We start from the raw sequence: 14655 nt of genomic DNA, 5'->3' as shown, positions 1-14655 counted from the left end.
CACCCCCCGCGCCGCTTCGCGTCACCCCCCTCAAGGGGGGCGGCACTGGCCGTCCGGCAAAGCCGGTCCGGCGGTGCCCTGGACTGCACCCTTTCATGCATCGGGATGGCGCTTCGACGCCGTAGAGGACTGATATGAACGACCCGCGCATCCCGGTGACCGTGCTCACCGGCTTCCTCGGCAGCGGCAAGACCACGCTGCTGCAGCAGCTGATGCAGCGCCCCGAGTGGCGGGGCACCGCCGTGGTCATCAACGAACTGGGCGAGACCGGGCTGGACCACCTGCTGGTGCAGCACGTCGCGCCCCATGTGCGCCTGCTCAGGAGTGGCTGCCTGTGCTGTTCGGTGCGCGAGGACCTGACGCAGACGCTGACGGACCTGCTGGCACGCCGGCGTCGCCACGAACTGCACTTTGATCGTGTGGTGGTGGAGACCACCGGGCTGGCCGACCCGCTGCCGGTGATGCACACCCTGACGACGCACGCCTCGCTGGTGCGCGACTTCCGCCTCGCGGGGGTGGTGACCGTGGTCGACGCCTTCAACGGCTCCGCCACGCTGGACCAGCACGAGGAAGCCCGCCGCCAGGTGGCCGTGGCCGACGCGCTGCTGCTGAGCAAGTGCGACCTGGTGCAGCCACCCGCGCGCGAACAGCTGGAACAGCGGCTGGCGCGCCTCAACCCCAGCGCGCCGCAACACCGCGTGGACCATGGGGCGCTGCGCTCCGAGCACCTGCTCTACCTGGAGCACCTCGACAACCCCTTCCATGCCCCACCACAGCCGGGCAGCGCCGCGCCGGGCACGGGCGGCTGGCTGCTCCGGGCCTCCACCGGGCGCGCCGGCTCGTTGTTCCAGCGCGCGCAGCACGCCCACGCCAGCGACATCCAGGCCCTGTGCCTGACGGTGGACGAGCCCTTCGAAGACGAGGCCTTCCGCCACTGGCTGAGCCTGCTCACCGCCCTGCGCGGCGAGCGCCTGCTGCGCTTCAAGGGCCTGGTCCACATCGCCGAGCGCCCCGAACAGCCGCTCGTGGTGCACGCCGCGCAGCACCTGGTGCACCCCCCGGTGACCCTGCCCGCCTGGCCCGACGCCGACCGACGTTCGCGGCTGGTGTTCATCACCCAGGGCATGGAGCCGCAGGTGATCGAACGCACGCTGCACCAGTTCACCGGCGCCCGCGCCGTGGCCGCACCGGCCTGACCGTTCCCCGTTTCCGTTTCCTTTTTCCCCGGAGCAAGCCCCTATGAACCACCACCCCGCCCCACGCCGCGAGTTCCTGAAGACCTCGGTCGCGCTCACCGCCGCCAGCACCCTGCCCGGCTTCGCCATCGCGCAGCAGAAGACGCTGCGCATCGGCTACATCACTGCCCTGTCCGGGCCACGCGCGCCCTTCGGTGTGGCCGACCAGTGGCACCTGGCCAAGATGCGCGAGCTGCTCAAGAACGGTCTGGAGATCGGCGGCAAGCGCGTGCCCGTGGAGATCGTGCTCAGGGACAACCAGTCCGACCCCAACCGCTCGGTGCAGGTGGCCAGTGAGCTGGTGCTGCGTGAGAAGGTCGACCTGATGCTGGTGGAAGACGGCGATGCCTCCACACCCGCCGGCCAGCTCTGCGACGTGCACGGCGTACCGATGATCAGCACCATGTCACCTTGGCAGGCCTTCCTGTTCGCTCGCAACGGCAAGATCAGCAAGGGCTTCCCCTTCTCGTTCCATTTCTTCTGGGGTGCGGACGACGTGGTGAAAACCTTCACCGCGCTCTGGGACAGTGTCAAGACCGGCAAGTCGGTCGGCACGCTCTACATCGACAACCCGCCCGGCGCGGCCTTCGCCGACCCGCTGGCGGGCATGCCGCCCGCGCTGAGAAAGGCGGGCTACACCGAGTCCACCGGCGGCTTCTTCAAGGTCGCCACCGACGATTTCAGCAACCCCATCGCGAGCTTCAAGAAGGCCAACGCCGACATCGTCTCGGGCTTCATGTACGAGAGCCACTTCGCCACCTTCTGGAAGCAGGCGCAGCAGCAGGGCTACAAGCCCGAGGTCTGCACCGTGGCCGCGGCCTTCCTGTTCCCCAGCGCGCTCAAGGCCCTGGGGGCCGCGGGCAACGGCATGTCCACCGAGGTCTGGTGGACGCCGGCCTTTCCCTACCGCTCTTCGCTGACCCAGCAGAGCGCCGCCGAGCTGGCCGCCGAGTGGGAGAAGTCCACCGGCAACCAGTGGACGCAGCCGCTGGGCTATGTGCACGCCATGTGGGAGGTGGGCCTGCACGCGCTCAAGACCGCGGGCGATCCGTTCGACCGCAAGGCCGTGCGCGACGCGATCCAGAACATGACCCTGGACACAGTGGTCGGCAAGGTCGACTTCAAGAACAGCCCGATCAAGAGCGTGGCCAGGACGGCGCTGGCGGGCGGGCAATGGAAGCGCACGGCGGCGGGGTCCAGGCACCCCTACGAACTGGTGGTGGTGAACAACGCACTGGCGCCGGCCATCCCGCTGGGCGGCAAGCTCGAACTGCTTTCGCAGATCCGCTGAGGCACACCCCATGAGTCTGGAAGTCAGGGGCCTGTGCAAGGCCTACGGCCAGGTGGTGGTGGCCGACCGCATCGACATCGATCTGCCGCTCGGCCAGTGCCTGGGCGTGATCGGTCCCAACGGGGCCGGCAAGAGTTCGCTGTTCCACCTGCTCACCGGCACCGTAGCGGCCGACGCGGGCCACATCGCACTGGACGGCAAGGCCCTCTCGGGCCTGCCCGCGCACCGGCGCGCCCGCCTCGGTGTGGCGCGCGCCTTCCAGGTGCCGCAGCCCTTCGGCCACCTCAGCGTGTTCCAGAACGCGCTGGCCGCGGCCACCTTTGCGGCCGGTCTGCGCGGCGAGGCCGCGGCCAGCGCCGCGCAAGAGGCGCTGGAGCGCTGCGGGCTGTCCCGGGCCGCCGACAAGCTGGCCGGCGCGCTGCCCTTGCTGGACCGCAAGCGCCTGGAGATGGCCAAGGCCGTGGCTGCGCAGCCGCGCCTGCTGCTGCTGGACGAAGTGGCCGGCGGCCTGACCGAGCGCGAGGTGCACCAGATGGTGGACCTGGTGGACGAGCTCAAGCAACGCTACGCGGTGATCTGGATCGAGCACATCGCGCACGCGCTGCGCGCCGTGGCCGACCGCATCATGGTGCTGCACTTCGGCCGCAAGCTGCTGGAGGACACGCCCGCCGAGGTCATGGACAGCGCCATCGTGCGCGAGATCTACATGGGGGTGCCCGCCAATGCCGCTGCTTGAAGTCGACCACGTCGACGTGTTCTACGGCGACTTCCAGGCCATCTCCGGCGTGAGCCTGTCGCTGGCGGCCGGCAAGGTGCTGGCGCTCATCGGCGCCAACGGTGCCGGCAAGACCACGCTGCTGCGCGCGGTCACGGGCCTGCTTGCGCCCCGCGCGGGCCGCATCCGTTTTGACGGCGGCGACGTGACCGGACTGCCCGCCGAAGCCCTGGCGCGCCGCGGCATCGCCATGGTGCCCGAGGGCCGCATGCTGTTCCCCTCGCTCACGGTGCAGGAGAACCTGCAGATGGGCACGCTCACCCGCCGGCGTGGTGCCTGGACGCTGGACGCCGTGTACGACGTGTTCCCGGCGCTGAAAGACCTGCGCCAGCGCAACGCCATGCAGCTCTCGGGCGGGCAGCAGCAGATGGTGGCGATTGGCCGCGCGCTGCTGGGCAACCCGCGCCTGCTGATCTGCGACGAGCTCTCGCTGGGCCTGGCGCCGCTGGTGGTGGAAGAGATCTACCGCACCTTCGAGCGCATCCGCGGCGCCGACCTGTCCATCGTGCTGGTGGAGCAGGACGTGGCGCGCGCCCGCGCGGTCTCCGATCAGGTCACCTGCCTGCTCAAGGGCCAGGTGACGCTGCAGGGCGCCAGCCAGGCCATCGAACTTTCGCAGGTGACTGCGGCCTATTTTGGGGAATGACTTGGACTGGCTATCGACCTTGATCAACGGCCTGCTGCTCGGCGGCCTGTACGCGCTGTTCGGCCTGGGCCTGGCGCTGGTGTTCGGCGTGATGCGGGTGGTGAACCTGGCGCACGGCGAATTCATCGTGCTCGGCGCCTACGCCGGCTTCTTCCTGGTGGGCTGGTTCAGCGCCGTGCCGGTGTGGGCCATGCTGATCCCGGTGGTGCTGATCGGCTACGCCTTCGGCTGGCTGCTGCAGGCCACGCTGCTCAACCGCGCGGTGCGCTCGGGCAACGTGCTCACGCCGCTGATGCTGACCTTCGGCCTCTCGGTGCTGCTGCGCAACGGCATGGTCGAGCTGTTCGGCGCCGATTCGCGCGCGGTGGACGCCGGCGCGCTGGGCAGCGCGAGCATGGAGCTGTTCGGTCTCTCGGTGGGCGTGTACCCGGTGCTGATGCTGCTGCTGGCGCTGGCCCTGTTCGCCAGCCTGCAGTGGGTGCTGCAGCACACCGAGTTCGGCCGCACGGTGCGCGCCACGGCCGATTTCCCGGACGTGGTGCGACTGATGGGCGTGAAGCCCGAGCGCGTGTTCTGCCAGGTCATGGGCCTGGCCGCGGCCTTCGCCATGGGTGCGGGCTACCTGCTGGCGCAGCGCACGCTGTTCACACCGTTCTCCGGCGTCGAACGCATGCTGGTGGCCTTCGAGGTGGTGATCATCGGCGGCCTGGGTTCGTTCTGGGGCGCGGTCGCCGGTGGCCTGGTGCTAGGCGTGGCCCAGCTGTTCGGTCAGCGCTTCGACTCCAACGCCGGTTCGCTGTATGCGCACCTGCTGTTCCTGGTGACCCTGATGCTGCGCCCCAAGGGCCTGGCCGGAGGCCGCGCATGAAAGCCAACACCTTGTTTCCCCTGGCCTGGACCCTGCCCTGCGCCCTGGTGGCGGCGCTGGCGCCGCAGTGGCTGGATGCCGGCCTGATGCGCCTGGCCAGCGAGGTGCTGCTGGCCATCTGCCTAGCCCAGATGTGGAACCTGCTGGCCGGCTACGGCGGCCTGATGTCGCTGGGCCACCAGCTGTTCATCGGCGTCGGTGCCTATGCGCTGTTCGACCTGGCGCAGCGCACCGGTATCTCGCCCTACTGGCTGCTGCCGCTCACCGCCCTGGCCGGCGCCTTGTGCGCGGCCCTGGTCGCACCCGCCCTGTTCCGGCTGCGCGAGGCCTACTTCGCCATCGGCATCTGGGTCATGGCCGAGGTGGTGGCGCTGCTGGTCTCCAAGACACAGGCGCTGGGCGGCAACGCGGGCCTGACGCTGGACATGTCGGCGCTGGAGGATATCGAACTGTTCGGCCAGATGAGCTTCTGGCTGGCCTGCGCGCTGGGCATCGCGTCGGTGGCCGGCCTGCAGCTGCTGATGCGCTCGCGCCTGGGCCTGGCCATGACGGCAGTGCGCGACAACGAGGTGGCCGCGCGCAGCGTGGGCATCGACGTGCAGCGGGTGCGCCTGGTGGCCTTCGTCATCTCCGGCGGCGTGAGCGCGCTGGCGGGCGCGGTGTACTTCATGGGCGGCATGTTCCTCGCGCCCAGCGCCGCCTTCGACGTCAACTGGGTGGTGATGATGCTGTTCGCCACACTGATCGGCGGCATTGGCAGCATTGGCGGCCCGGTCATCGGCGTGCTGATCTGGTTCGCGCTGCGCGAGCTGCTGGCCACCTCGCTCGGCATCTCGGGCGGCTGGACCCTGATCGCCATGGGCGCCGTGGCCGTGGGGGTCAGCCTGTGGGCGCCGCGCGGCCTGCTGGGACTGCGACCCTGGACCACCCTTCGCAAGGCCACGCCATGAAACCCGCCGCGCGCCTCCTGCCCTTGGCCACCGCCCTCGCGGCCTCGGCCGTCACCGTCTGCGCGCAGGACAAGGGCCCGCCGCCGCCCATCGTGGTGGGCGCCGTCAGCAGCCTCACCGGCCCGGGCGCCTCGGACGCCAGCGTGCAGGCGGCGCGCATGGTCTTCGACTCGATCAACGCGGCCGGGGGCATCCAGGGGCGGCGCATCGAATACCGGGTGATCGACGACCAGATGTCGCCACCGCAGGCGCAGCGCGCCGCTGCCGAGCTGATCGAAGACCCGCGCACCATCGCCCTGGCCGGAGGGTCCAGCGCGCTGGAATGCGGCGTGAACCAGGCGCGCTACGCCCAGGCCGGACTGTTCAACCTGCCCGGCGCCGGTGGCGACCCTGCGTGCTTCTCCTCGACCCACATCGCACCGCTGAACGCCGGCCCGTACGTGGCCACCGCCACGGCCCTGAGCTTCGCGCACCAGGTGCTGCGCCACGAGCGCCTCTGCGTGGTCTCGCCCGCCCTGCCGGGCATGACCGAGGCGTTCGAAAAATCCGTGCGGGACTGGACGCAGCGCACCCAGGCGCCCACGCCGTCGCTGGACATGTACCAGCTGGGTGAGCCCCTGGCACCGCTGGTGCAGCGGGTGGCGGCGCGCCAGTGCCACGCGGTGGTCTACACCGGCCCCGGCGGCCCCGCCATCGAATGGGTGCGGGCCAGCCGGCCGGCCATGCCGAAAGTGCCCATCGTGATGCTCACACCGGTCTACACCACGCAGGCCGCGCAGGCGCTGGCGGGTGCGGGCGACGGCCTCTACGCCATGGCCGAGTTCGACCCCTGGTCCAGCGGCTCAATGCAGATCATGGGCTGGCGGCGCCTGCTGATCGCCCGACAGATCGAACCGAGCTCGCTCTCACAGGGCGGCTACCTCGCGGCACAGGCCCTGGTGCACACCTTGCAGGGCATGCGCGGTCCCATCACCCGGGCCAGCGTGGCGCAGGCCCTGGCGAACATGGCGCCCTGGCGCAGCGGCATGATGGAGCAGCCCTTCCGGGTCGGCGCCGACGGCCGCCACCAGCTCAACCGCAGCGCCCTGCCGATGAAGCTGGAAGCGGGCAAATGGCGCATCGCCCACGCACAATGGATCAGGAACTGAGCCCCAACAGTTCCCGGGCCGTCGCAAACGACACCGCGGGCCGCAGCACATCGAAGTGCACCACCTGCATGCCGGCTTTCACACCGCCGTCGGCGTTGCGCTTCTGGTCGTCCACGAACACACATTCGCCAGCGGGCAACCCCAGCGCCTCGGTCACGGCCTCGTAGGCGCGCGGGTCGGGCTTGAGGATGCCGGTGTAGGTCGCGTCCACGATCACGTCGAACAGCTGCAGCAGCGGCAAGCGGGTGCGGAAATCGGCGCCGTAGAACAGGTCCAGCTCGTTGGAGAGGATGGCCAGGCGCTTGCCGGCCGCCTTGGCCGCTTCGATGATGGCCACGGCTTCGGGGCGGATCACGGCTTCCACATCGGCGCCGCGCGCGCGCTGCACGAAGGTTTCCATCGCATCCCACTCTTCGCCAACAAGGCATCCCACCTCGCGGGTGCGGGCCATCCAGTAGTCGCGCTCGCTGAGCTTGTCGGCCTGCATGTCCTGCCAGAGCGGGTCGGAAGCGGAGTCGAACGGCCCCTTCCAGGTCAGCGTGCCGGGCGCGAGGCCCAGCGCCTTTTCGGTCAGCGGGTGGGTCTCGAACAGCATGCGGCTGATGACGCCACCGAAGTCGAGCACCAGGGCCTGAGCACCCACGGGAGCGCGCGGTCGACGATCCGGCGCCGGGCCGCCCCAAGCCGGATCAGCCCCCTCGGGGGGCAGCGACCCGCGCAGCGGTGGAGCGTGGGGGCTCGTGTCCACCACACCCGGTGGCACCAGGCCCGCCGCCACCCAGCCATCGAACACGCGCAGCGCGGCCACGGCAAAGGCCTCGTCGTTGATGTGCGCGTCCACCGGCTGGAACACGGTGCCGGGGGAGATCACGTGGACCATTTCGTCGGTGAAGGCCTTCAGGCCCTCGGGGTCGTGCAGCGGCTCGCCCGGCCGGTCCCACTGTTCCACGCCGCCCATGGGCAGCAGCAGGCAGGTGGGGCCGGTCGCCTGCTCCAGCCGGTCGGCGATGGCGCGCGCCACGTGGCGCCGCATCTCGGGGTCGATGCAGACCGAGGCGATCAGGCGGTTGTGCTCGTGCACCGAACGGCCTTCGAACTGCGAAGGGCAGCGCGTCCAGGCCGGGAAGTCCACCATGTCGGTGGCGCCGGGCGCCACGATCTGCGGCACGCCTGCGAGGCCTGCGCCCAGCAGGCGCTCGCTGCCCGCGCTCACGCAGCTGCCGGCCAGGTCGTTCACCAGCTCCTGCAGGCTGAAGTCCATCACGCAGGCGAAGTAGCCGCGCCGCGCCAGGTCTTCGAAGGCGCGCCCGCCCATTCCGGTGGTGTGGAACACCGCCAGCTCGTAGCCACGCGCCTCCAGCGCGGGCTTGAGCTTCTTCATATAAGAGAGCGCGCTGCTGCCCAGCGAGGTCATGCCGATGACGGGCCGCCGGTCGGCCTCGGCCGCACGCGCCATGCAGGCGCCCACCACCGCGCCCGCGGCCTGGCCCAGCGCCGCCTTGCAAAGCCGGTTCAGCCCGTACAGGCCACCGGCCCACAGCCGCATGATCAGGTCGGGAGGGATGCGGTCGGGCGGGATCAGCGGGGAGTAGGCGATGGTGGACAGCACCACCTTCGGGCAGCCCAGCGGCAGCGCGTTGGCCACGTCCAGCGCGAGGTCGGTGCCCATGGTGCCGCCCAGCGCCAGCAGGCCGTCGAAGCGCCCTTCGACGTACCACTGCGTCGCGATCAGCGACGCGCCGGTGGCCATGAGCTTCATCGAGGTGTTCTCGTCTCCCGTCTCCATCACCTGCTGCAGCGTCACCCCCGCGGCAGCGGCCACCTCGCTGTTGAGGATGTCGGGCGTGAAGCCGCCCTTGCCCAGCACGCCCACGTCCATCACCAGGGCCGTGCCGCCCAGGTGCTCGACCGATTCGCGCAGGTAGGCCATCTCGTCGCTCTTGGTGTCGACCGTGCCGATCAGCAGGATCACCGGCGGGCGACCGGCTTGGGTGGGGCTCACAGCGTCGCCTCCACCGCAGCGAATGCGGCCTCCAGTGTGTCGCACAGGTGGTTGATCTCTTCGAGCGAGATCACCAGCGGCGGCGAGAGGATCAGGTTGGGGCCGGAGATGCGCACCATCAGGCCGCGCTGGTAGGCCTCCTTGGCCACGCGCGCCGGGATGTCGTTGCTGCGCGGCATGGGGGTGCGCAGGGCCTTGTCGTCCACCATCTCGATGCCCAGCATCAGGCCGACACCGCGCACGTTGCCGACGAAGCTGCAGGTCTGCTCCAGTTTGCGCAGTCGCTCCTGCATCACCGCGCCGACGCGCCCGGCGTTGCCCGGCACGTCCAGCGCCTCGATCTGGTCCAGCGTGGCCAACGCCGCAGCGGCGCCCACCGGGTGCGCACTGTAGGTGTAGCCGTGGCCCACGGCGGCCTGGCCGGTCTTGTCGTCGTTGAACACCTGTGACACCTTGGCCGAGATGGCCGTGGCGCCCAGCGGCACATAGCCCGAGCTGATGCCCTTGGCCAGGCACCACATGTCCGCGTTCACGCCCCACAGCCGCGTACCGAACAGGTGGCCGGTGCGGCCGAAGCCGGTGACCACCTCGTCGGCGATGAGCAGCACGCCGTGCTTGTCGCAGATCTTGCGCACCAGCGGCCAGTAGTTGGCCGGAGGCACGATCACGCCGCCTGCGCCCTGCACCGGCTCGGCGATGAAGGCGGCCACGGTGTCCGGCCCCTGGAAGACGATCTCGCGCTCCAGCAGCTCGGCGCAGATCTCGCCCAGTTCCAGCGGGTCGTCGGTGTAGGGGTTGCGGTAGAGCCAGGGCGTGTCGATGTGGAAGCAGCCGGGCAGCAGCGGTTCGTAGGCGCGGCGGAAGTTGGTGTTGCCGTTGACGCTCATGCCGCCGAAGTGCACGCCGTGGTAGCCCTGGCGCAGGCTGATGAACTTGAAGCGGTCCTTCTCTCCGCGCAGCTTGTGGTACTGGCGGGCCAGCTTGAGCGCGGTCTCCACCGCGTCCGAGCCGCCGCTGGAGAACATCACGCTGGCCACACCGTCGGGCTCCATCAGCTTGACCAGCCGCGCCGAGAGCTCGATGGCGCGCGGGTGCGTGGTGCCGCGGAAGGTGTTGTAGAAGGGCAGCTCGTCGAGCTGGGCCACGATGGCGTCGCGCACCGCGGTGGCGCTGTGGCCCAGGTTGCTGGCCCAGAGGCCGCCCACGCCGTCGAGCAGCTTGTGGCCGTCCACGTCCCAGATCCAGCAGCCCTCGCCGCGCGCGACGATGTCGGGCTTGGCCTTCTTCATGGCCGCCGGGTGCGCCATGGGGTGCCAGAGGAATTCGGCGTTGTCGGCTTTGAGTTGGTCGATGCTGCTCATGAATGTGCTTTCAAAAGAATCCCATGTCTTGCCCAGAAAACACCGCGGAACCGGCTTGGCCGGGCCGCTGGTGTTGCCCCTTGAGGGGCTGAGCGGCTACGCGCAGCGAGCAAGCGATGGGGGTGGTCAAAAAGGTCTGCCTACCGTGATGGTTTTGATTTCTGTGTAGTGCGTGATGCCCTCGGGGCCCTGTTCGTGGCCGATGCCGCTTTCGCGGATGCCGCCGAAGGGCAGTTCGGGCTGCGAGACACCGAAGTGGTTGATGCCGACCATGCCGGCCTCGATGGCTTCGCCCAGGCGGTGGGCGGTGTGCAGGTCGCGCGTGAAGGCGTAGGCCCCCAGGCCGTAGGGCAGCGCGTTGGCCTGTTCGATGGCCGCGTCCAGCGTGTCGTAGGGCTGGATCACAGCGATGGGGCCGAAGGGCTCCTGTTGCATCAGCCGCGTGCTGGCGGGCGCCTCGGCGAACACCGTGGGTTCAAAGAAGAAGCCCGGCCGCGCCACGCGGTGGCCACCGGTGAGCAGGCGCGCGCCCTGGCCCACGGCGTCGTCCACGAAACGCTCCATGTCGTCGATGCGGCGCGCGTGCGAGAGCGGCCCCATCTGCGTGGCAGCGTCCAGGCCCGAACCCAGCTGCAGCTTCTGCGCCGCGGCGGCGAAGCGTTCGCTGAAGACGGCCAGCTGCGCGCGCGGCACGTAGAAGCGGATCGGCGAGGCGCAGACTTGGCCGGCGTTGCGGTACTTGGCGGTGACCGACTGCTTGAGCACGAAGTCCAGGCCAGCGCCTTCGGCCATGTCCTCGGCCACGATGACCGGCGCGTGGCCACCCAGCTCACCGGTGAAGCGCTTGACATGGCGCGCGGCCTGTTCCCCCAGCAACTTGCCCACGGCCACCGAGCCGGTGACCGACACCTTGGCGATCTCGGGCCGCTCGATCAGGAAGGAAGAGACCTGCGCCGGGTCGCCACACACCATGTTGATCGCGTCGGGCGGCACACCGGCGTCCAGAAAGCAGCGCACCAGCAGCATGCAGCTGGCGGGTGTTTCTTCGGCCGGCTTGATGACCACGCTGCAACCCGCGGCGAGCGCGCTGCCGAGCTTGCGGCTGGGCAGGTTGACGGGGAAGTTCCAGGGCGTGAACGCGGCCACCGGGCCCACCGGCACGCGGGTGACGGTGTGCGAGAGGATGCCGTCCACGCGCGGGGCCACGCCGCGGCCGTACAGGCGCTTGGCCTCCTCGGCCTGGACATCGATGATGTCGGCCGACAGCGTGACCTCGCGCTTCGCTTCGGCGAGCGGCTTGCCCTGCTCCAGCGTGAGCACGGTGGCGATCTCATCGGCTCGCTGGCGCAGCAGCTCGGCCGCGCGGCGCAGGGTGACGTAGCGGTCGTGCGGGCGCACGCGGCGCCATTGTTCAAAACCGCGTTGGGCCGATTCGGCGGCGGCCGCGAGTTCGGCCGGGCCGGCCAGCGGCAACCTGGCCAGCGGCTCTTCGGTGGCGGGATTGATGACGACGCGTTCGCCGCCCGAGGCCTGGGTCAGCCAATGGCCGGCCACATGCAGGGAGAGGGTGGGGTAGGAAGAAGTCATGCTGCGCACTGTGCCGCCCACACCCCACAAGGCGTGATCGGAAATGCGCAAAACCACCTTGCGGGTTTACCCCTAGCGTCCCTTGCGGGCGCGCGCCAGCGTCTCCGACGGCAGCTCGAAAAAATGCTTCTTGTAGTCCAGCGAAAACTGCCCCAGGTGCCAGAAGCCCCAGCGCGCCGCCACGTCCTGCACCGTCGCCCCCGGTTCCGCTTCGCGCAGACCGCGCCGCACGCCATTGAGCCGCAGCGCCCGCAGATACTGGGTGGGCGACGTCCCCAGCACATCCTGAAAACAGTAGTTCAGTTTGCGCCGGCTCGCGCCCACGCGGCTGCACACATCCAGGATCGAGGGCGGCTCGTCCGGGTTGGCCATCATCAGCTCGCAGGCCTTGTCCACCATGCGCTTGCGCCGCGCCAGCGAATCCAGATCCGAAATGTCGACACTGGGCGGCAGCGCCTCGATCCATTCGATCAGGATGTCGTCGCGCAACTGGTTCAGGGGCGAGGCGTCGGTGAAATGCTGGGCCAGCGCCAGTGCCTCTTTCAGCGCTTGCTGGTGCTTGCCGCGCAGCGCGGCGGCGCTCTCGGGCGTGGGCAGCAACTCGACCTGGCGCTCCAGCCAGGTGGCCAGCGGCTTCTGGTACATGTGCTCCCAGAGCTCGTTGAGCAGGCCACGCTCGACCGTCAATGCGATCAGGTGGTGCTGCGGCGGTGTGACGAAATCGATCTCGCGCCCGCTGCCGCAGAGGATGGCGTCCGGGTGGACCTTGCGGCCATCGAAGTACACATCCCCGGTGGGCGCCACCGACGTCGCAAACCCGTAGACATGCTCACCCAGCCGCCCGCGTTGGCGCAGCGCGAGGCTGGTCTTCTCGCCCGTCAGGCGCACCCCTTCGAGTTGCACCAGGGCCAGCTCCCCACGAAAGCGACCGCTGGAGAGCTGTTCGTAGTGCAACACCCAGTCACCCTGAGCCCTGGCGTGGGCGTCCATGTCGAAAGTCAGCAGGGATTGTGCCCAGCCGGGCGCTTCCGCGTCTTCGTGGGTCTCGTCTATGGGGTCGCTCATGGCGCGCAGCGTAGCAGCAGGAGGGCCGATTGGGAGAAACCCGGGCCACATCGTGCGCAGTTTTGATAACCCGATTGGCGGCGCGTCCCTAGCATCCGTCCACCCCCTGGCTCTGCGGGCCCGGTGGCCACATAGACACAACGACGAGGAACAGCCATGAATACCGCTTCCACTTCACTTTCACCATCCGGGCCCGCCCCGGGCACCGAGCAGTCCCTACGTTCCGGTCGCCTGGGCGTGATCGGCATCGTTTTCTTCGTGGTCGCCGCCGCCTCGCCGCTGGTGGGCATGACCGGGGCACTGCCTGCCGCCATCCTGCTGGGCAACGGCGCTGCGGCGCCGGGCGCCTACCTGCTGGCGGGTCTGATCCTGCTGCTGTTCAGCGTGGGCTACGCCGCCATGAGCCACCAGGTGACAAACTCCGGCGCGTTCTTCGCGTACATCGGTCGCGGCATGGGCTTGCACCTGGGCGTGGGCTCGGCTTTCGTGTCCCTGCTGGCCTACCTGGCCATCCACCTGTCGATCTTCGGCTTCTTCGGTGGTCTGATGGCCGAGCAGGTCGGGGGACTGCCCTGGTGGGGATGGTCCCTGGTGGCCTGGGCCGCGGTGACCTGGCTGTCGCTGCGCAGCGTCGACGTGGGTGCGCATGTGCTGGGTCTGCTGATGGGGCTTGAGCTCCTGAGCCTGGTGGTCACGGCGGTGGCGATCTTCCTGCAGGGTGGCCCGGAGGGGTGGAACTTTGCGGCGTCCTTCAGCCCGGCCAACATCCTGGCGGGGGGCCTGGCGGGCTCCGCCGGCATCGCCCTGGCCTTCGCGTTCGCCTCTTTCGTGGGCTTCGAAGCCACCGCCATCTACGGCGAAGAATCGATCGACCCCAAGCGCACCGTGCCGCTGGCCACCTATGTCGCCGTGGTGCTGATCACCGTGCTGTTCGCCTTCACCTCGTTCGCGGTGGTCAGTGGTCTCGGTGCGGGCAAGGTGATGGACCGCGTGGTCGAGCTGTCGTCGGTCGACGGCGCGCCCCTGGTCAACCCCGCCAATGTGCTGTTCACGCTGGCCGGCCAGTATGTGGGTGACTGGCTGTCCGCGCTGATGAAGAGCCTGGTGCTCTCCAGTCTGTTTGCCGCCATGCTGGCGTTCCAGAACTCCGCCGCGCGCTACCTGTTTGCCCTGGGCCGCGGCGGCACCTTGCCCGCTGCGGTGGCCAAGGTCAACCAGCGCGGCGCACCGTCGGCCGGCTCGATCATCGTCTCGGTGATCACCGCCGCCGTGATCGCTCTCTTTGCGGTAGCGGGCCTGGACCCCATCCTCAACATGTTCTTCTGGTTCTCCGGCCTGGCGGTGGTGTCGATCCTGCTGATCGAGATCCTGGTCTGCCTGGCGGTGATCGCCTGGTTCCGCCGTGTGCCCGGTGACGCGAACCTCTTCCAGTCGCTGATCGCGCCGGTGCTGGCCACCGCCGGGCTGTCGGTCGGGCTCTACCTCCTGATGGCGCGCTTCGGCCTGCTGACGGGGGCCGTCGCCGAAGGCCTGGACCCGACCACGACCTCCTGGGCCATGAACGGTCTGGGCTGGTTCATGGCGCTGCTGCCGTTCGGTGTTCTGGTGGTGGGCTACTTCTTCGCGATCGTTCGCCACAAGGAAAACAAGGAACTGATCCAGGACGTGATCTCCTGATCATTGCCCGGCCAGTAGGCGATGTTGAGGGAAGTGCTGGCGCCGCAAGC

The 14655-nt window shown here is 69.4% G+C and carries 12 protein-coding genes; 8 read left to right on the top strand and 4 right to left on the bottom strand.

All coding sequences use genetic code 11. The features are described from left to right. Positions 1-134: 134 nt before the first annotated feature. The 7 genes from HTA01S_RS13120 to HTA01S_RS13090 are packed head-to-tail and all read left to right on the top strand — an operon-like array spanning position 135 to position 6913. Positions 135-1196, top strand: a complete 1062-nt coding sequence (locus HTA01S_RS13120; protein WP_068172128.1) for a CobW family GTP-binding protein — start codon at positions 135-137, stop codon at positions 1194-1196. A gap of 43 nt (positions 1197-1239) precedes the next feature. Beyond that, a complete protein-coding gene (locus HTA01S_RS13115) occupies positions 1240-2526 on the top strand; it encodes an ABC transporter substrate-binding protein (RefSeq protein WP_068172123.1) in 1287 nt (428 codons plus the stop codon). Between the two features lie 10 nt (positions 2527-2536). Further along, the gene (locus tag HTA01S_RS13110; protein WP_068172120.1) at positions 2537-3262 is read left to right on the top strand and encodes an ABC transporter ATP-binding protein; all 726 of its coding nucleotides are present in this window, start codon (positions 2537-2539) and stop codon (positions 3260-3262) included. Further along, positions 3249-3947 (top strand): ABC transporter ATP-binding protein, encoded by a 699-nt coding sequence (locus tag HTA01S_RS13105; protein ID WP_068172117.1) that lies wholly within the window; start codon positions 3249-3251, stop codon positions 3945-3947. The genes HTA01S_RS13110 and HTA01S_RS13105 overlap by 14 nt, the downstream gene beginning before the upstream one ends. Before the next feature lies 1 nt (position 3948). Next, positions 3949-4815, top strand: a complete 867-nt coding sequence (locus tag HTA01S_RS13100) for a branched-chain amino acid ABC transporter permease (protein WP_068172114.1) — start codon at positions 3949-3951, stop codon at positions 4813-4815. Then, positions 4812-5765 carry a branched-chain amino acid ABC transporter permease gene (locus HTA01S_RS13095; protein WP_068172112.1) on the top strand — a complete coding sequence of 318 codons (954 nt, stop codon included), beginning with the start codon at positions 4812-4814 and terminating at the stop codon, positions 5763-5765. The genes HTA01S_RS13100 and HTA01S_RS13095 overlap by 4 nt, the downstream gene beginning before the upstream one ends. After that, entirely contained in the window at positions 5762-6913 is a 1152-nt protein-coding gene (locus HTA01S_RS13090; RefSeq protein ID WP_068172110.1) for an ABC transporter substrate-binding protein, read from the top strand. The genes HTA01S_RS13095 and HTA01S_RS13090 overlap by 4 nt, the downstream gene beginning before the upstream one ends. On the opposite strand, the gene HTA01S_RS25990 is transcribed toward HTA01S_RS13090, so the two are convergent. The 4 genes from HTA01S_RS25990 to HTA01S_RS13070 form a co-directional block, all read right to left on the bottom strand. After that, a complete protein-coding gene (locus tag HTA01S_RS25990; protein ID WP_169804775.1) occupies positions 6903-8915 on the bottom strand; it encodes an HAD-IA family hydrolase in 2013 nt (670 codons plus the stop codon). The genes HTA01S_RS13090 and HTA01S_RS25990 overlap by 11 nt on opposite strands. Then, positions 8912-10276 carry an aminotransferase class III-fold pyridoxal phosphate-dependent enzyme gene (locus tag HTA01S_RS13080; protein WP_068172105.1) on the bottom strand — a complete coding sequence of 455 codons (1365 nt, stop codon included), beginning with the start codon at positions 10274-10276 and terminating at the stop codon, positions 8912-8914. Before HTA01S_RS13080 ends, HTA01S_RS25990 begins: the two co-directional genes overlap by 4 nt. 126 nt (positions 10277-10402) lie before the next feature. Further along, the gene (locus HTA01S_RS13075; protein ID WP_068172175.1) at positions 10403-11863 is read right to left on the bottom strand and encodes an NAD-dependent succinate-semialdehyde dehydrogenase; all 1461 of its coding nucleotides are present in this window, start codon (positions 11861-11863) and stop codon (positions 10403-10405) included. A 72-nt stretch (positions 11864-11935) separates the two neighbouring features. Next, complete coding sequence (locus HTA01S_RS13070; protein WP_068172103.1) at positions 11936-12928, bottom strand: helix-turn-helix domain-containing protein; 993 nt, start codon at positions 12926-12928, stop codon at positions 11936-11938. 156 nt (positions 12929-13084) lie between these two features. On the opposite strand from HTA01S_RS13070, the gene HTA01S_RS13065 reads away from it, so the two are divergent. Further along, the gene (locus HTA01S_RS13065; protein WP_068172100.1) at positions 13085-14605 is read left to right on the top strand and encodes an APC family permease; all 1521 of its coding nucleotides are present in this window, start codon (positions 13085-13087) and stop codon (positions 14603-14605) included. Positions 14606-14655 lie beyond the last annotated feature (50 nt).

The organism is Hydrogenophaga taeniospiralis CCUG 15921 (assembly GCF_001592305.1).
Taxonomy (GTDB): domain Bacteria; phylum Pseudomonadota; class Gammaproteobacteria; order Burkholderiales; family Burkholderiaceae_C; genus Hydrogenophaga; species Hydrogenophaga taeniospiralis.
Note: the sequence above shows the minus strand (reverse complement) of the source record. Positions and strands in the feature narration are given on the sequence as shown.